We start from the raw sequence: 18,601 nt of genomic DNA, 5'->3' as shown, positions 1-18,601 counted from the left end.
TAGCGCTTGATCATTGAGCGGGGCGCACCGCCAGCACGCGGCGTGCAAACGCCCAGCAGATCAGCGCGAACACGATCAGCCCCAGCCATTGCGCGGCGCCTTCAAACGAGGCGCCGACAATCGCCAGCGGCGCATCGGTGCCCGTGGTGCCGATAATGGCCGCCATCAGCACGCCCACCAGGCTTTCGCCCACGATCAGGCCCGAGGCCAGCAGCACGCCGTGGCGGTTCGGCACTTCTGCATAGCGCTCATACGGCACGCCGGCAGCTTGGGCACGCTTGGCGAGCATCTTCTCAATGACCCACGCCAGCACGGCACCGATCACCAGCGGCGCGCTCACCGTCGGCGGCAGGTAGATACCGATGCCCACGGCCAGCACCGGCAGCCGTGCCGCGCCACCGCGTCGCTTGAGCACCCAGTCGATGGCGATGAGGATGGCGCCGACGATGGTGCCGGTGATCACCATGTTCCATTCCAGCTTGTGCGTGAAGATGCCGGTGGCGATGGCCGTCATCAGCGTCGCCTGCGGTGCGGACAGCGCCTGCGCGGCGTCCATGCCCGCACGCGGCAGCGCACCCGGGAAGCCGTACGCGTTGTAGAGCAGCTCCAGCACCGGCGAGATGACCGCCGCACCCGCCACGCAGCCCACCAGCAGCGCGACCTGCTGGCGCCACGGCGTGGCCCCGACCAGCCAACCGGTCTTCAGATCCTGCAGGTTGTCGTTGGAGATGGTGGCCACCGCCACCACGGCAGATGTCGTGAAGATTGCCAGCGCAATGCCCAGCTTGCTGGCCTCGGGCGAACCCACGATGCCGTTGTCCGCCCCCACGGCCAACAGCAGCAGCGACACCAGCGTGATGGCGATCATGCCAATCCCCGAGATGGGGCTTGAGGACGAACCGATCAGCCCGGCCATGTAGCCGCACGCCGCCGCCACCAGAAAACCGAACACCACCGCAAACACCACCGCGCAGGCGATCAGCGTCCAGCGTGAGCTGGGCGACAGCATCGTCGGCGCTAGGAAGGCTGCGAAGGTGATGACCAGCACCACCACCATCGCCAGCGTGACGAGCAAAATCCAGCGCGGCGCCATGTCCTGCTCAGTGCGCTGGCGGGCGTCGCCTTGCGGGCGCAGGCTGCCGAACGAGCGCTTGACGCCTTGCACCACCGGGCCGATCAACGTGCCGAGCGTCCACACGGCCGCCACGGCGATCACACCCGCACCGATGAAGCGCACCTGCGTACGCCAGACGTCTGCACCGAAGGCGGCAAGCGCCTTGCCTTCCGGCATTGGCGTGATGGCAGTCAGGTACGGCACGGCGATGCCCCAGGCGATTACCAGACCCACCAGCATGGCCAGCCCGCCCATCAGGCCGATCAGGTACCCGGCACCCAGCAGTGCCGTTGAAAAGCCCAGTGGCAAGCGCACCACCGAGGCCCCTGCCGCGAACCACCAGCTCGCCCCTTCGCCCAGCACGCGCAGGCCGCTGGTCGCAAATGCCACGACTGCCGCGACGATGCCGCCCGCCGCCAGATCGCGCATGCCGGTGGCCGCCGGCACGGCATCGCCATTGACGGCCTGTGTGCCGTCAGCGGAGTGACCGCTGCCCACGCGCAGAATCTCCGCTGCGGCCACGCCTTCGGGGTAGGGCAGATCGCTCTGCACCACCATCGCGTGACGCAGCGGAATCGTGAACACCACGCCCAGCATGCCGCCGGCCATGCACACGCCAAACGTTTGCCAGAACGGAAAGCCCTGCCAGTGGCCGATCATCACCAGGCCCGGCAGAACAAAGATGATGGAAGACAGCGTCCCGGCCGCAGACGCCTGCGTCTGCACCATGTTGTTCTCGAGGATGTTGGTGCCGCCGAGCATGCGGAGCACGGCCATGGAAATGACCGCCGCGGGAATCGCCGAAGAAAAGGTCAGGCCCACTTTCAGGCCGAGGTACACGTTCGAGGCGGTGAAGATCACGGTGATGATGGCACCGAGGATCATGCCGCGCAGCGTCAGCTCCGGCAGGGTCGCTACCGGAATGTGCTTGAGAGGATGAGGAGATTGCATCCTGCGGGGCTCCGATGAGGGTTTTTGTGGCCCGGATTATAGGAGGGGCGGGATGCGACAGGACGAATGATTTGTTTTGAGCTTCTTCTAAATCGGGTTTAGACACACAGGTGATCGATGCACCGTAGCTCTCGGTCTCAAGGGCGCCAGAGCATGGCGTGTTCCGGCCGAAGATCTCGATCCAGTACGGCCTTCAGATCGCACACCACAAACTGCGCGTGAGGTTTGACCAGTGACTCGATCAGGGGCCAGCCGCCCTCTCGATATTCTGCATGGGGAACGGCCAGCACGATGGCATCGGCGGGCCGGACCTCGGCCAGTGGGATCAGTTGAACACCGTACGTATGCGCCACGTCATCGCCGTCGGCCAGCGGATCGACCACTTGCGTACGGATGCCCAGCCTATCGAGTGCCTTCACGATGTCGATCACCTTCGAGTTGCGGGCATCGGGCACGTCTTCCTTGAAGGTGACGCCAAGCACCGTCACGATGGTTTGCGGATGCAGCAGATGGCATTTCGTCATCCAGTGAAGCAGTTGGTCGACGACGAACCGTGCCATGCCATCGTTGGTCTCGCGGGCAGACAGGATCAGGCTTGCGTTGAAGCCAGAAGTCGCCGCGTTGTGCATGAGGTAATACGGATCCACCGAGATGCAGTGGCCGCCCACCAGCCCGGGCTGGAAATCCAGAAAATTCCACTTGCTGCGCGCGGCATCCAGCACGTCATGGGTGTCCACACCGAGCGTGCTGAACTGTTGCGAGACTTCATTCATCAGGGCGATGTTCACATCGCGCTGCGTGTCCTCCAGCACCTTGGCCGCTTCCGCCACCTTGATGCTCGCTGCCGGATACACGTGCGTGATCGACCCGTACAGCCGGATCAGCGTATCAAGCGTCTGCGGCGTGTCGCCCGACACAATCTTGGTCGTCGTGGCAAGTGTGTGTACGCGATCGCCTGGATTGATGCGTTCGGGCGAGTAGCCAACGTGGAAGTCCTGCAGATGCTTCAAGCCGCTGTGGTGCTCAAGCACCGGAATGCAGACCTCTTCGGTCACACCGGGATAGGCGGTGCTCTCATACACCACGATTGCGCCACGCTTCATGTGCTGGCCCACTGCAATGGATGCCTGCTTCACGGGCTCGAGATCCGGAATACGAGCGCCGTCAACCGGCGTCGGCACGGCAACGATGATGATGTCAGCCTGCACCAGTACCGATGCATCCGTCGTCAACCGGATCGAGGCATTCCGTAGTTCCTCGCTGGAGAGCTCATGGGTCCGGTCATGTCCTTCGCTCAACTCCGCCACACGGGCAGCATTGATATCCACGCCCCACACCCGAAAATGTTTGGAGAACGCATGCGCCAGCGGTGCACCAACATAGCCGAGGCCGACCACGGCGATGCACTGCATCTCGCGCGTGTCTCCGGCCGGGGTCGAGCCATGGATGTGTGGTGCATGGGCAATGAGATGAGATTCCACAACAAAAGATTTCTCGCGAGAAGACGTCGCGATTTCCTTTATGAACGTAATGCGGCAGACATGCAGATGCCGGCCTCTTCTCCGAGCTGGCCGCATGCGGCGCGAACACACCCTTGCAAGGTCTTCTGCTGCAAGCGTGTGTTCTGATGGAGTGAACTGAGCTTGCCGATCGATCGCCAGGCTGGCGACATACGAATGGGCTGCCTCGAAGTTATGCGCCGACAACATTTGCGCGTATGAGAATGCTCCGATGTTTGCGCAGGTTTGCGTGACATCTGGTGTCGCAAACCGAAGGCAATCGCCCTCGAGTCGATGCAGAAATACAAAACGGCCAAACCGCCAAGCCCCCGAGCGACAACACTCGCGAACCAACGGTTTGGCCGTTCCTGCCCTAGATGGCGCCTTGAATTTCTGTTGCAGAGAGGAAAAGAGCGGAGGCTGTCTGAGCGCAGCGAGTTTGCCTCCTCTCCCCCCTCTCTGCGACATAAATTCAAGGAATCGTTCGCCATCTCGGGCGCGCCTTTCTTTGCTGACTTTCTTTGGCAAGACAAAGAAAGTGAGTCGGCCCCGGCAGGGGACGAAAGGCAGGTGAACCTCAAACACCCAACCGTGAGCCAAACACCCTCATAGATGGCAGTCAGCCCCCCACCCGTGCGTGTCAACCCTTGGCTGCTCGATGAATGCTGATGTCGATAGCAGACATTCCGAGGCGTTCGACCTGAACCCGGATGGGGGGGCATACTGCACAAGCGCTTCCGAAGCGCCAACGTTACTTTCTGGAAAGTGCCGGTGGGTCCTTCCTGTGGACCCACGCTAGCCAGATGCTTCAGTCTTTGTGATGAGCGATATGGGCAGAAACATGCAGGTCATCGTGCGAGAGTTTGTTGAGGCCGATCGTGAGGCCCTTCGCAAGTTATTTGTTATATCGCGCGATGCCGCTTTCTCGTGGGTGACCGTTGGCACCCATCAGCTGGAAGACTTTGATGTGAGCACCGCAGGTGAGAGGATTCTGGTAGCCGAGCATGCATCCCATCCCATCGGCTTTGCGTCTGTATGGCAGGACGACAGCTTCTTACACAATCTATTTGTTCACCCTCGGCATCAAGGGCTGGGTGTAGGAACGATGTTATTGGCCGGCTGCGACAAGTACTTTTCCAGCGTACCTACACTGAAATGCCTCAAGGCGAATGCGCGTGCCAAGCAGTTCTATCAGTCTCGGGGGTGGCACGTACGCAGTGAGGCTGACGGTCCGGAAGGCCCGTATGTCCTGATGGAAAGGGCCGGTCCCAACAGTGCATGCAAGCCGAACCTGCTTCGCGGGTCGGCTTAATGCAGGCGTCGAGCAACTGCTTCTCTTGTTGAGTCGCGCCGGATTTCCTAGACATCGCTGAGCCTCAAACGGTGGCGCGTGCCGGTTTGAGGCCCTGCGTTCACCCTCAGCCTCAGCACTCCACAATATTCACAGCCAACCCACCCCGCGCCGTTTCCTTGTACTTGGTCTTCATATCCGCCCCCGTCTCCCGCATCGTCTTGATCACGGAGTCGAGCGACACGTAGTGCGTACCATCACCGCGCAACGCCATGCGCGCCGCGTTCACGGCCTTCACCGAAGCCATCGCATTGCGCTCAATGCACGGAATCTGCACCAGCCCGCCAACGGGGTCGCACGTCAGGCCGAGGTTGTGCTCCATGCCGATCTCGGCAGCGTTCTCGACCTGCGCAGGTGTACCGCCCAGCACGGCAGCCAGCGCCCCAGCGGCCATTGAACACGCCACGCCCACTTCACCCTGGCACCCGACCTCGGCACCCGAGATGGACGCGTTCATCTTGTAGAGCATGCCGATCGCACCCGCCGTGAGCAGGAAATCCACGATGCCGTTGTCATTCGCGCCGGGCACGAAGCGATCGTAGTAATGCATCACCGCCGGGATGATGCCGGCCGCACCGTTGGTCGGTGCCGTCACCACACGCCCGCCTGCGGCGTTCTCCTCGTTGACGGCGATGGCGTACAGGTTCACCCAGTCGATCACCGACAGCGGATCGGACAGCGTGCGCTCGGCCTGCCCGGTCAGCCGTGAATACAACTCAGCCGCACGACGGCGCACATGGAACGGGCCAGGCAGCTCGCCCTCCGTGCGGCAGCCGCGCGCCACGCACGCCTGCATCACATGCCAGATATTGAGCAGGCCAGCGCGCACTTCAGCTTCGGTGCGCCAGGTCAGTTCATTCTCGAGCATCAACCGGGCGATGGACTTACCCGTCGCTTCGCACATCGTCAGCAGATCTTTGCCGCTGCGGAACGGATGCGGCAACTGGTCATGCGCAGAGAGCACCTGCGTATTCGGCGCACCGGCCGTGACGACAAAGCCGCCGCCAACCGACAGATAGCGTGCCTCGCGCAGCCGCTCGCCGGCCGCATCGAAGGCGTGGAATTTCATGCCGTTCGGGTGCTCGGCCATCGCCTCGCGGCGGTAGAAGGCGATGTGTTCCTTCTCGGTAAAGCGCACCGCATGGCGCCCCAACAGTGACAGCGATTGCGATTTGCGCAGCTCCGCCAGCTTGGTATCGATGGTGTCGGGGTCAATGGTGTCCGGCGCCTCGCCCATCAGGCCGAGGATGACGCCACGGTCCGTGCCGTGGCCCTTGCCGGTGGCGCCGAGTGAGCCATATAGCTCCACGCGCACGCTGGCGACTTGCGGCATCAGCCCATCGGCTTCGAGGGCCGTGGCGAACATCAGCGCGGCGCGCATCGGGCCGACGGTGTGCGAGCTGGAAGGCCCGATGCCAATTTTGAAGAGGTCGAAAACAGAAACAGCCATGGGGTAAGGCTCCGGGGGACTTTAGGAAGGACAAGTCGGCTTGTGGCCACTTGCTCTGGGTGGTTCGTACCCGCTGTCTACTGCAATGATGCGCCGATCAACGGGCCGCGCACGGCGCCAGCCAATCTGGCGCGGTGGCGGCCAGCCGTTCGGCCAGCGGGCGGTATTTCGGGTCCAGTCGTGCGGCCTGCCAGTAGAGCGTGCCGGCACTCTTCGGCTCCCACTGGCCGGAGAAGCCGGGCAGGCCCGCATCGGCGCGCTTCTTGTCGAAGGCGACGTGCGAGTGGACATATTCCTCATGCGTGCGGCTGCCGTCGGCGTACGGCGTGAGCCAGTCGATGGCGGCGGCGAGCGTGGCGCCATTGCTCGCACGCTCGCGCAGCCAGTGCTGGCCGAACGGTTGCACGGCAATCGCGGCCATCGTCAGCGGCTCCAGGTCGTAGACGACGTAGTGCAGCGCATCGCGGTCTTCAAAGTCTTCCACCGAGCCATCCGGGCGCACGTTGTTGGCGAGCTGCTGCAGGAACAGGCGGTGCACCTGTTCGATCAGCGCACGGTCACCCAGCGCGGCGGCGGACATCGCTATCAGCTTGATGCGGTGGCTTTGCCAATTGTTGACCCACGTGTGCGACAGCGGCTTGCGGGCACCATCGGTACGCGTGATGTAGCCCTCGGCCAGCGTGCGCAGAAAGCGCTGCGCCTCTTCACGCGTGCCCGGCGTTAGGCCGTCGCGCGCGAGCGTGTAAGCCTGGATCAGCGCATCGAACTTCGTCTCGTCGATCGGGTTGAAGCTCGGTACGTAGGTGCCAACCCACGCGTGCAGGAACGTGTCGACCTGCTCGGCAAAGCGCTTGTCGCTGGTGAGTCGCCAGGCCAGCGCGGCGTCGCGCATGACGGGGAAGTCACGCGCGGCGACGACGGATTCGTCGTAGATGCCCTGATGCGGCAGCGTGCCTTCGGTGTGCAGCCGCGGCAGCGGATGCGGGGTCTGTGTGAGGTGCTGGGTGGCGCGGGCGATGAGCTTGACGGCAGCCGGATCACCAGACTGCGCCGGCGAAACGCTGCACCAGTCGCGCGCCGGACCAGCCGGACTGTGCGCGCCAGCGTACACCGATGAGGCCGCACCTGCCTGTGTCGGCGAGCAAGCACTGCACGCCGCAACAGCGGCAGCACAGGCAAGCAGGCGAAGGAGCGGGGCGCGGTGGAGCATCGGCATGGAGGGGCCTCATCGATCAGGTGAACGGTCGTCACCTTACTTGGTGAGGCGCCCAGAAGCGGCGTTTGTCAGAGCGGGTTACAGCGATTGCGCCCGGTTACATGTGACGCGGTAACTGGCTAAGGCACCGGTTGCCGCGTCACCTCAGGCCCGCCTTCAGTCTTGCGCGTACTCGCTCATCGGCACGCAGGCGCAGAACAGGTTGCGGTCGCCGTAGACGTTGTCGGCACGGCCAACCGGCGGCCAGTACTTCTGCTTGCGCAGCGATGCCACCGGGTAGGCGGCCTGTTCACGCGTGTACTTGTGCGACCAGGCATCGGCCATCACCACGGCAGCGGTGTGCGGCGCGTGCTTGAGCGGGTTGTCCTCGCGGTCGAATTCGCCCGAGATCACCTTGTCGACTTCGCCACGGATGGCGATCATCGCGTCGATGAAGCGGTCGAGTTCCACCTTCGGCTCGCTCTCGGTCGGCTCGATCATCAGCGTGCCCGGCACCGGGAAACTCATCGTCGGTGCGTGGAAGCCGAAGTCCATCAGGCGCTTGGCGATGTCTTCGTTGCTGATGCCCGATTCCTTCTGCAGCGGACGGATGTCGAGAATGCACTCGTGCGCCACCAGGTCGTGCGCGCCCGTGTACAGCACCGGGTAGTACGGCGCCAGACGCTTGGCCACGTAGTTGGCCGACAGGATGGCCGTCTCGGTGGCGGCGGTCAGGCCGGCTGCGCCCATCATGGCGATGTACATCCACGAGATCGGCAGGATCGAGGCCGAGCCGAACGCTGCAGCCGACACATTGCCGATGTTCTGGCTGGCGTCTTCACCCGAAGCCGCGCGGCCCGGGAGGAACGGCGCAAGATGCGCACCAACGGCCACCGGACCGACACCCGGGCCGCCACCGCCGTGCGGAATGCAGAACGTCTTGTGCAGGTTCAGGTGCGAAACATCGCCGCCGAAGTGGCCCGGCGCTGCCGTGCCGACCATCGCGTTCATGTTGGCGCCATCGACGTACACCTGGCCGCCGTGGCTGTGCACGATCTCGCAGACGCGCTTGACGCCTTCCTCGAACACGCCGTGCGTGGACGGGTAGGTGATCATGATCGCCGCGAGGTTCTTGCTGTGCTCGGCGGCCTTCTTTTCCAGGTCAGCCAGATCGACGTTGCCGCGCTCATCGCAAGCGACGACGACAACCTGCATGCCGGCCATCTGCGCCGATGCGGGGTTCGTACCGTGCGCCGACGACGGGATCAGGCACACGTTGCGGTGCGCTTCGCCACGGCTGGCGTGGTAGGCGTGGATGATCAGCAGGCCGGCGTATTCGCCCTGCGAACCGGCGTTCGGCTGCAGGCTGATGGCCGCGTAACCGGTGGCGGCGCACAGCATCTGCTCGAGCTGGTCGATCATCTCGCGGTAACCCACGGTCTGGTCGGCCGGCGCGAACGGATGGATGTTCGAGAACTCGGGCCACGTCACCGGCAGCATTTCGGCGGTGGCGTTCAGCTTCATCGTGCACGAGCCGAGCGGGATCATCGTGCGGTCGAGCGCCAAGTCCTTGTCGGCGAGGCTGCGCAGGTAGCGCAGCATTTCGTGCTCGGAATGGTGCGCGTTGAAGACCGGGTGCGTCAGGTACGCGCTCTGGCGCACCAGCGTTGCCGGGTAGGCATCAGCGACGGCTGCTTCGGTCGTGTCGAAGTCCGGCGCGGCAGCGTGGGCGGCGTGCGCGAAGACGTCCCACAGCGCAACCACGTCAGCACGCGTGACGGTCTCGTCCAGCGAGATGCCCAGACGTGCGTCGTCGATCTGGCGCAGGTTGATGCCATGCGTCTGTGCAGCGATGTGCAGGTTGGCGGTGCGCGGGCCGGTGGTGACCGTCAGCGTGTCGAAGAAGGCATCGGATTCCAGCGTGTAGCCGATCGCGCGCAGGCCGGCGGCCAGCGTGGCGGTCAGGCGGTGCACGCGCTGGGCGATGCGCTTGAGGCCCTGCGGGCCGTGGTAGACGGCGTACATCGATGCCATCACGCCCAGCAGCACCTGCGCGGTACAGATGTTCGAGGTGGCCTTCTCACGGCGGATGTGCTGCTCGCGCGTCTGCAGCGCGAGGCGGTAGGCCGAGTTGCCTTGCGCATCGATCGTCACGCCAACGAGGCGACCGGGCATCGAACGCTTGAACGCATCGCGCACGGCCATGTAGCCAGCGTGCGGGCCACCGAAACCGAACGGCACACCGAAGCGTTGCGTGTTGCCAATCACGACGTCGGCACCCCATTCGCCCGGCGCGGCCAGCAGCGTCAGCGCGAGCAGGTCAGCCGCGGCGACGACCAGACCGCCCGCAGCGTGCACGGCATCGGTCAGCGCTTGGTACGTTGCCAGATCGCCCAGCAGCGCACCGTTGGCGCCCGGGTATTGCAGCAGCACGCCAAAGGCATCGTGCTTGGCAGCCTCAGCCGCCGGGCCGGTTACCACTTGCACGCCGATCGGCTCGGCGCGCGTGCGCACGACTTCCAGCGTTTGCGGCAGCACGTCGTCGGCCACGAAGAACACGGTCGACTTCGACTTGCCGATGCGCTGCAGCAGCGTCATCGCCTCAGCGGCGGCGGTGGCTTCGTCCAGCATCGACGCGTTGGCGATGTCCATCGCCGTCAGGTCGATCACCATCTGCTGGAAGTTCAGCATTGCTTCCAGGCGGCCCTGCGAGATTTCCGGCTGATACGGCGTGTAGGCCGTGTACCAGGCCGGGTTCTCGAGGATGTTGCGCAGGATGACGCCCGGCGTGTGCGTGCCGTAATAGCCCTGGCCGATCAGGCTCTTGACCACGCGGTTCTGCCCGGCGATGCCGCGCAGCTTGGCCAGTGCCGCTTCTTCGGTCAGCGGCTGCGTGAATTCACCCAGCGGCATGCCGTCCTGGCGGCGGATGGCGGGCGGGATCACGGCGTCGATCAGCGCGGCGCGGCTGGCGTAGCCCAGCGTGCTGAGCATCGTGGCCTGCTCTTCAGCAGACGGGCCGATGTGGCGGTGCGCGAAGGCGTCGCGCGCCTCCAGGTCAGCCAGGGTGGGGCGTTCGGCAGCAAGCGCCGAGGAAGCGGGGTGCGGAGCGTTCATGGCAAGGGCTCGAAATTCAGGCAATGCAGCAAAAAGCCGATGCGCGGCGCAGGTCAGCGCGCGCGCACCGGCTTGAAAGACCGGCTTAGCCGATCTTGGCGGTGTACTGCTCGGCCGACAGCAGGGCGTTCACGTCGTCGGCGTTGGTCGGCTTGATCTTGAACAGCCACGCGGCGTAGGCGTCGGCGTTGACCGACTCCGGTGCGCCAGCAGCATCCTCATTCTTGGCGACGATTTCGCCCGACACCGGTGCGTAGATGTCGGAAGCCGCCTTTACCGATTCCACCACGGCAATCGCTTCGTCCTTGGCAACGGCGCGGCCAGCGTCCGGCAGCTCGAGGAACACGATGTCGCCCAGCGCGTCTTGCGCGAAGTCGGTGATGCCGATGGTCAGCGTGCCGTCGGCTTCAACGCGGATCCACTCGTCGTGTTCGGTGTACTTCAGATCGGCGGGGATGTTGCTCATGAAAGGTTCTCCAGAAATATTGGAATAGGGGAATTCGGGACTCAGCTGACCAGCGCCTTGCCATTGCGCACGAACGGCAGTTTAACCACAGTCGCGGTCAACTTGCGGTCGCGGATCTCGACCTGCACGTCGGTGCCGAGGGCCACATCCTTGGGCAAGCGCGCCAGCGCGATGGAGAGCGACAGGCTCGGGCTGAAGGTGCCGCTGGTGATCTCGCCGTCACCAGCGGTGGTGATGACTTTCTGATGGGCGCGCAGCACGCCGCCCTTGTCGCGCAGGATCAGCCCGACGAACTGGTCGCGCTGGCCACCGGCTTGCAGCGCAGCCTTGCCGGTGAAGTCGCGTTCGCTTTGCAGGTCGACCGTCCAGGCCAGGCCCGCGTCGAGCGGCGAGACGTGGTCGTCCATGTCCTGGCCGTAGAGGTTCATGCCGGCTTCCAGGCGCAGCGTGTCGCGTGCGCCGAGGCCCGCCGGGCGCACGCCGGCTTGCAGCAGACGTTCCCACACGCCGGCGATCTGCGAGGCGGGCACCACCAGTTCGAAGCCATCTTCACCGGTATAGCCGGTGCGCGCGACCATGATCTCGCCCACGCCATCCACGGTGACGAAGCCTGCGTTGAACGGCTTGAGCGCTTCGCCCACGGCCTGCGTGCCGGGCAGCGCGGCGTAGGTCTTGGCGCGGGCGTTCGGGCCCTGCACGGCGACGATGCCCAGCGGCTCGGTGCCAGCGTTGTTGTCGGAGCGGCGCGGCGTGATGGTCACGTTGGTGCCAGCAGCGGCGTTCTGGGCGACGATCCATTCCAGGTCGGTCGGAGCGGTGCCGGCGTTGACCACCAGGCGGAACCAGTCTTCACGGAAGAAGTAGACGATCAGGTCGTCGATCACGCCGCCCTTGGGGTTGAGCATGCAGCTGTAGAGCGCCTTGCCCGGCGTCTGCAGCTTGTCGACGTTGTTGGCGAGCAGCCCACGCAGGAAATCGCGCACACGCGCGCCGGTGAGGTCGACCACGCACATGTGCGAGACGTCGAAGATGCCGGCGTCTTGGCGCACGGCGTGGTGTTCTTCGATCTGGGAGCCGTAGTTGACGGGCATGTCCCAGCCGCCAAAGTCGACCATGCGGGCGCCCAGCGAGCGGTGGATGGCGTTGAGCGGCGTGTGTTGGAGCGTCATGGAATCTCTCGGCTTGGGCGCCGCCGGTGGCCTCGGCGTGGCGCGTTATTCGGGACCAGAAAAGCAAAAAGGCCACCTGCGCAGCCTGATGCCTCATGGTGACGCCATGAAGATGCAAGCCGCGCAGATGGCCCCTCTGTCCTTGGTACCTGAGAGATTGCGAGCGGGGCGCATAGCGGTGCGCGCCGTTCGTGAGCCCCTTCGGTGGGCGCCCGCAGTGGTCGTGCGGCGCCAGCTCTCCAGAGTGCGGTCAGACGCATGTCTGGCCGATCCGCCCGGTCCTTGGTGCCTGAGAGTTTTTGGGTGCTACCCCTTCGGCGGTGCCTTGCCGTGTGCGGCGGGCACGCTCTCCCGGATGGATGGGCGGAATTTACGGAAGGGGGGAGGGATTGTCAATTGGGGGTGAGGGTGGTCTTAGGCTGGGGTTTATTGCTGGTGGTCCATCCCCTGCCGGGGCTGACTCACTTTCTTTGTCTTGCCAAAGAAAGTAAGCAAAGAAAGGCGCGCCCGAGATGGCGACCCCTTCCTTGAATTTCTGTCGCAGGGAGGGGAAGGGAAAAACTCGCTTCGCTCAGACAGTTTCCCTTCCTTTTTCCTCCCTGCAACAGAAATTCAAGGCGCCATCTAGGGCAGGAACGTCAAAAGCGGAAAGGCCAAAGACAACGGCCACACCCTCGGGGCGCTGGCGGTATCGCCATGCCCCGGGGTGTGGCCGGTGTGCGGGTCGTTGGTCAGCCGGTGATCAGTTGCCGATCTGGCGGCTCACCTTGTTTTCCTGCTGGTTCAGGGTGCGCTGTTCTTGCTTGGTGATGTGGCCACCATTTTGAGCGGCCATGTCGCGCTCTTCCTGGCGGATCTGGCGGTCTTCCTTGTGCAGCGCCTTGGCCTGGCCTTTGGTGATTTCGCCTTCCTTCACTTCGTTGTGGATGCGCTTGTTCTGGTTGGCGAGACGGTGGTTCACCTCGGCGCGGCGCGGGTGATCTTTCTGCCACTGCGTTTGGGCGAAGGCGCCGGTAGTAGCGGCCAGGGTGACGGCGGACACAGCCAGAATTTGGACGATGCGGTTCATGGTGTTCTCTCCAGGTGGTGATCGGGCGACCGATGGATTTAGCCGCTGTCCTGGCTATAACGAACCGTGTTGCCAGCGCGCTTACGGCCTTCGTGTAACCGCGCGTAAGCCGTGTAACGACTGCGGAGGAAAGCGCGGGGCGCAAACGAGTGCGGGCATCCGGCCAGCATGTCGGCGCAGGCATCCACCAAAAGAAAGGGCGCAGCGGCCAAAGCCGATGCGCCCGTTGCTACACCTCCAATGCATCAACGGCTTACCAGCCGTAGCCTGCACCAATGCCCACGTTGTACTCGGAGCCACCGGCGGTGGAGCCACCAATCGTGACCGTGGCACGCGACCCGACCTTGCGCTGGTAGCCGACTGCCAGGGCCGTCTGGCCACGGTACAGGCCGGTGCCGATCGCCATGCGGTTGTCGGTCTGCAGGCCGGCGGCGCTGGCGACCATCGTTGTCATGGCGGCGTTCATGGCGCCAACGCGATTGACGCGGTTGTCGAGCTGATCGAAGCGCTGGTTGACCTGGCTTTGCAGCGTGTCGACGCTTTGCTGGACCTTGGCGGTCTCGCTCTTGAGTTGCTGGACGTTCACGGCGTCGGTGTCCTTCGTGCCGGCCATCACGTTGGTAATCGCGCGTTCCTGGCCGACAGCGCCAACTGACACCGAGTCAGTGCGATCCGTCACCGAGCCCGCGCCCACCGCCACGCTGTTCTCGTGCGAGGCTGTCGAGCCTGCGCCCATTGCCACGCTGTTGTTTGCCGAAGCCGTTGCCTTCGCGCCGGCTGCCGTGGCGTTCGTCCCCGTGGCTTGCGCGTTCTCCTTGTCACCGACGTTGGCGTTACCGCTGCCACTGCCAATGAACCTGGGGTCGCTCGAACCGCCGTTGCCGCCGCTGCCTTCGCCCCGCTCCACGCCGGTGAGCCGGCCGTCCAGGTTCTTGAAGACATCGCCAACGTTGTTGTAGGTCTGGCCGCCCACCGTGTAGCTGGGTGCGATGATCGCGCCATTCCCGCCCAGCGAGGTGCCCAATGCCGAGGCAACCGCCTGATTGGTCGCATACAGCTGGGCGCCGTTGATCGCGTCCATGCTATCCGCCGCCACGGCACCTGCCGCCACGTTGGTCAAGGTCGTACCGCTGGCGCCGCCGAGCGAGACCTTCGACTTGGTGTCGTCGTCATACGTCACGACGTTGGCGAGGGAACCGTCGTCCTTGACCAGGCCGGACTGCTTCAGTTGGCCCAGGTTGACCGCATCGCCGTCTTCGGTGCCATTGGCCACGTTCTTGATCTGCGCCGGCTTGCCGTTGCGTGCCAGATCAACGTTGCCGTTGGCGTCGTACTTGACGGCGTTGGCGTCCAGATCCGCCACCTGCTTGCCGACCGCCTTGAGCTGACCGACGTTGGCGGCATCGGTATCCGCCTCGCCTGCCGTGACGTTGGTCAGTTTGCGGGTGATGGCGTTGCCGTCGGTATCCTTGCCGGCAAAGTTCACGCTGTCGCCAGCGGTGTCCTTGGCGACGGTGATCACGGACGAGGCATCCGCCTGTTGCACGAGGCCGATCGAGCCGTTGCCAATCTGCGTGCTCAGGTTCGTGATGTCCGTCGTGTTCTGGCTGGTGCGTGTATCGAGGTTGCCCAGCGCATCGCCGACGTTGTGGAAATCCGTCTTGGCCGGGTTATCGGTGCTGGTGGCCAACGAGTACGTCGGCGCGGTGATCTTGCCGTCTTCGCCAACGGTGGAGCCGCCGCCCAATGCGTCCGATACGGTTTTTGCATTGGCCGCGTTGAGCGTGTTGGCATTGACAATGTCTGACGCGGCTTGCTCCGCCGTCGCCTTGACGCCGTTGAGTTGGCCGACGTTGACAGCGTCGGTGCCCTCCGTGCCTGCCGTGACGTTGGTCAGCTTGCGCGTGATGGCGTTACCGTCAGCATCCTTGCCCGCGGCAAAGTTCACGGCCGTGCCACCGGTGTCCTTACCCACGGTGATCTCGGACGTGGCATCTGCTTGCTGCACCAGACCGGCCTTGCCATTGATGATGTTGGTGATGCTGTCGCCATTGGCCTTGATGCGGTTGTTCAAGTTGCCCAATGCACTGCCGACGTCGCGGTACACCGTTGCCCCGGTGGGGTCCGTCGGGTCTGCGTAGAGGTTGTACGTCGGAGCGGTGACAGCGCCGGTAACGGAATTAATTGCCGCGCCGCCGCCCAGTGCCCTGGCAACGCCGTTGTTGACTGATGAGAACTGGCCGTAGTTGATTGCATCGGTTGTATCCCGGCCATTGGCAACGTTCGTCAGGCGGCGGCTCTCACCAAGTTCGTTTGCAATGTTGACTACTGATCCACCGGTGCCACTGCCAATGGTGATCGTCCCACTGGAGGGATCCTGCTCCACCAACTGCGCCATTGCGCTAGGTGCCAAGACAGCTGCCGCGCCCGCCACTAAGACAGAACTGACTGCACGCACTGCAGCGCGCCCCTTGCCGTGCCCGCGTGCAATTTCTGAAACCGCCGTCCATGTGCCGGTCGCTTTGTTGCGAACGACGCGATATGCCTTGTTCATGTCAATCCCTCTGCGGAAATGAAAATCGAATTCAGTGCCGATTCAAACGCTGTATCGGCGGCCGCAGAGTCTGGATAAATCGCGGAATTTGTTCCGTCGATTTGTATGTCAATCGCAATGAATTGAGGAAATCGAAAAATCAGAAAGCGCTGATAACACGCTGCATCATGTGTGTCGTGTTGCTGTTCGTGACAACGCTGAAACGATGTGGCGCGGCGGGAGACCTTTCCTCGGTGTCACAAAAAATCCCGGAAATAGGCAAACTCTTATTTTTCTGTTTGACGTCGGCCAATCCATCGACGTTGGATTGGCTGCCGAGACTCTTAGCACGACAGGGCGCCAGGCAGGTACGTGAAAATCGCCTGCATCGGGGCATTAAAAATGCCCGACCGGCACGGCGCTCGACCATGTGCGCGCCACGCCAGATGGGGCGCCAAACTGTGTCGCCCACGCGTGCTACCATCGCCGTCCGCCTGCAATTCCCGCCTGTTTGCCCCCAATGTCTTCCGGTCTCGCCCACGGGCTCAATGCTGCCCAATCCGAAGGTGTGCACTACCTCGATGGCCCCTGCCTGGTGCTGGCCGGGGCAGGTTCGGGCAAGACGCGCGTGATTACGCAGAAGATTGCGCACCTGATCCTCGACAAGGGCTTCGAGCCGAAGCACATCGCTGCCGTCACGTTCACCAACAAGGCGGCCAAGGAAATGCAGGAGCGTGTGGCCAAGCTGATGGACGGCAAGACGCGCGAAGACGGCAAGCGCATCCCCATCAAGCAGCTGACGGTGTGTACGTTCCACTCGCTGGGCGTGCAGATCCTGCGGGCGGAGGCTGAGCATGTGGGCCTCAAGCCGCGCTTCTCGATCATGGATTCGGACGACTGCTTCGGCATGATCCAGGAGCAGTTGGCGACCACCGATAAGCAACTCATCCGCCGCGTGCAAAGCACGATCTCGCTGTGGAAGAACGGTCTCGTCGATCCGGAAACCGCGATTGCCGAGGCGCTCGCCAACAACAACGTCGACGACCACCAGGCCGCGCTGGTCTACCGCAACTACGTGGCCACGCTGCATGCGTACCAGGCGGTGGATTTTGACGACCTGATCCGCATTCCCGCCGAGCTGTTCGCGCGCAACGAGGAGGTGCGCCTGAAGTGGCAGAACCGCCTGCGCTATTTCCTCGTCGACGAATACCAGGACACCAACGCCTGCCAGTACCAACTGCTGAAGCTGCTGGCAGGCGGCTCGCACCTGCGCGCACCGGCCTTCACGGCGGTGGGCGACGACGACCAGGCCATCTACGGCTGGCGCGGCGCCACGTTGGACAACCTCAAGCTGCTGCAGACCGATTTTCCGAACCTGAAGGTCATCAAGCTGGAGCAGAACTACCGCTCCACGGTGCGCATCCTGAACGCCGCCAACGCGGTCATCGCGCAGAACCCGAAGCTGTTCGAGAAGACGCTGTGGAGTGAGCACGGCATGGGCGACGCCATCAACGTGACCGGCGCCAATGACGAAGAGCACGAAGCCGAGAGCGTCGTCTTCAAGCTCTCTGCGCACAAGTTCGAGCGCCGCGCGCAGTTTCGGGATTACGCGATCCTGTATCGCGGCAACTTCCAGGCGCGGCTGTTCGAGCAGATTCTGCGTCGCGAGCGCATTCCGTATGTGCTCTCGGGCGGGCAGAGCTTTTTCGACAAGGCCGAGATCAAAGACCTGTGCGCGTACCTGCGCCTGATTGCCAACGCGGATGACGACCCCGCGTTCATCCGCGCTATCACCACGCCCAAGCGTGGTGTGGGCAACGCGACGCTGGAAGTGCTGGGCGCATTCGCGGGGCAGGCCAAGGTCTCATTGTTCGAGGCGGCGATGATGGGCGGCATTGAAGCGCAACTTGCACCGCGCCAGTTGGAGCCGCTGCGCGTGTTCTGCGAGTTCATCGTGCGCCTGTCCGATCGCGCCGCGAAGGAGCCCGCCGGCACGCTGCTCGACGAGATGATGGAAGGCATCCACTACGAGGCCTACCTGTACGACACCTACGACGAGCGCCAGGCCCAGAACAAGTGGACCAATGTGCTGGAGTTCGTGGAGTGGCTCAAGCGCAAGGGCACCAAGCCCGAGAAAGAAGACGCTGAAGAGGCCACCGGTTTCGACAATGCCGATGGGCTGATGGACACCGGCAAGAACCTGCTGGAACTGACGCAGACCATCGCGCTCATCAGCATGCTCGAAGGCAAGGAAGAAGACCCGGATGCGGTGCGCTTGTCCACGCTGCATGCGAGCAAGGGGCTGGAGTATCCGCACGTGTTTCTCGTGGGCGTGGAAGAGGGCATCCTCCCGCACTGTCGGGAAGACGATGACTTGACCGACGAGAAGATCGAAGAAGAGCGGCGGCTGATGTATGTGGGGATTACGCGGGCGCAACGCAGCTTGCATATCAGCTGGTGCAAGAAGCGCAAGCGGGCGCGGGAGACGGTGGTGTGTGAGCCGTCGCGGTATATCGCTGAGATGAAGTTGGGTGATGATGCTGGGCCGACGCCGGAGGATTCCATGCCGGCGATGTCGCCTAAGGATCGGTTGGGGGCGTTGAAGGGGTTGCTGGCTGCAAAAAAAACCGTGGCGACCTGAGTTTTTTGCTTTTGGTCCATCCCTTGTTTCATCCCCTGCCGGGGAC

11 protein-coding genes, 1 pseudogene and 2 riboswitches are annotated in these 18,601 nt (G+C 63.6%); of the genes and pseudogenes, 2 read left to right on the top strand and 10 right to left on the bottom strand.

The window, feature by feature from the left end; genetic code table 11:
* Positions 1-10: 10 nt before the first annotated feature.
* Both ACS13N_RS06625 and ACS13N_RS06620 read right to left on the bottom strand, forming a co-directional pair.
* Entirely contained in the window at positions 11-2,065 is a 2,055-nt protein-coding gene (locus ACS13N_RS06625; protein WP_438930914.1) for an OPT family oligopeptide transporter, read from the bottom strand.
* Positions 2,066-2,202: 137 nt separating this feature from the next.
* On the bottom strand, positions 2,203-3,774 hold the full coding sequence (locus ACS13N_RS06620) for a nucleotide sugar dehydrogenase (protein WP_438930913.1): 1,572 nt from the start codon (positions 3,772-3,774) through the stop codon (positions 2,203-2,205).
* A gap of 610 nt (positions 3,775-4,384) precedes the next feature.
* Here ACS13N_RS06620 and ACS13N_RS06615 point away from each other — a divergent pair.
* Positions 4,385-4,876, top strand: coding sequence for a GNAT family N-acetyltransferase (locus ACS13N_RS06615; RefSeq protein ID WP_438930912.1), 492 nt, complete (start codon positions 4,385-4,387; stop codon positions 4,874-4,876).
* Positions 4,877-4,988: 112 nt separating this feature from the next.
* Here ACS13N_RS06615 and ACS13N_RS06610 read toward each other — a convergent pair whose 3' ends face one another.
* From ACS13N_RS06610 to ACS13N_RS06575, 8 genes and pseudogenes are all read right to left on the bottom strand, one after another.
* Complete coding sequence (locus ACS13N_RS06610) at positions 4,989-6,365, bottom strand: L-serine ammonia-lyase (RefSeq protein WP_438930911.1); 1,377 nt, start codon at positions 6,363-6,365, stop codon at positions 4,989-4,991.
* A 97-nt stretch (positions 6,366-6,462) separates the two neighbouring features.
* Positions 6,463-7,575: an alginate lyase family protein gene (locus tag ACS13N_RS06605; protein ID WP_438932803.1), complete on the bottom strand. Its 1,113-nt coding sequence runs from the start codon at positions 7,573-7,575 to the stop codon at positions 6,463-6,465.
* A gap of 162 nt (positions 7,576-7,737) precedes the next feature.
* On the bottom strand, positions 7,738-10,677 hold the full coding sequence (gcvP, locus tag ACS13N_RS06600; RefSeq protein WP_438930910.1) for an aminomethyl-transferring glycine dehydrogenase: 2,940 nt from the start codon (positions 10,675-10,677) through the stop codon (positions 7,738-7,740).
* A gap of 85 nt (positions 10,678-10,762) precedes the next feature.
* Positions 10,763-11,143, bottom strand: coding sequence for a glycine cleavage system protein GcvH (gcvH, locus tag ACS13N_RS06595; protein ID WP_438930909.1), 381 nt, complete (start codon positions 11,141-11,143; stop codon positions 10,763-10,765).
* A 41-nt stretch (positions 11,144-11,184) separates the two neighbouring features.
* Entirely contained in the window at positions 11,185-12,312 is a 1,128-nt protein-coding gene (gene gcvT, locus ACS13N_RS06590) for a glycine cleavage system aminomethyltransferase GcvT (RefSeq protein ID WP_438930908.1), read from the bottom strand.
* Between the two features lie 126 nt (positions 12,313-12,438).
* Positions 12,439-12,565: riboswitch (glycine riboswitch) on the bottom strand.
* A 13-nt stretch (positions 12,566-12,578) separates the two neighbouring features.
* A riboswitch (glycine riboswitch) is annotated at positions 12,579-12,676 on the bottom strand.
* 378 nt (positions 12,677-13,054) lie between these two features.
* Positions 13,055-13,381 (bottom strand): hypothetical protein, encoded by a 327-nt coding sequence (locus tag ACS13N_RS06585; RefSeq protein ID WP_438930907.1) that lies wholly within the window; start codon positions 13,379-13,381, stop codon positions 13,055-13,057.
* A 253-nt stretch (positions 13,382-13,634) separates the two neighbouring features.
* Complete coding sequence (locus tag ACS13N_RS06580) at positions 13,635-15,794, bottom strand: YadA family autotransporter adhesin (protein ID WP_438932802.1); 2,160 nt, start codon at positions 15,792-15,794, stop codon at positions 13,635-13,637.
* Positions 15,795-15,806: 12 nt separating this feature from the next.
* Positions 15,807-15,935 (bottom strand): annotated as a pseudogene (locus tag ACS13N_RS06575) (ESPR domain-containing protein); the annotation flags it as partial.
* Positions 15,936-16,434: 499 nt separating this feature from the next.
* Here ACS13N_RS06575 and ACS13N_RS06570 point away from each other — a divergent pair.
* Complete coding sequence (locus ACS13N_RS06570; RefSeq protein WP_438930906.1) at positions 16,435-18,555, top strand: UvrD-helicase domain-containing protein; 2,121 nt, start codon at positions 16,435-16,437, stop codon at positions 18,553-18,555.
* Positions 18,556-18,601 lie beyond the last annotated feature (46 nt).

The sequence above is a fragment of the Ralstonia sp. 24A2 genome, from assembly GCF_051783885.1.
GTDB lineage: Bacteria > Pseudomonadota > Gammaproteobacteria > Burkholderiales > Burkholderiaceae > Ralstonia.
Note: the sequence above shows the minus strand (reverse complement) of the source record. Positions and strands in the feature narration are given on the sequence as shown.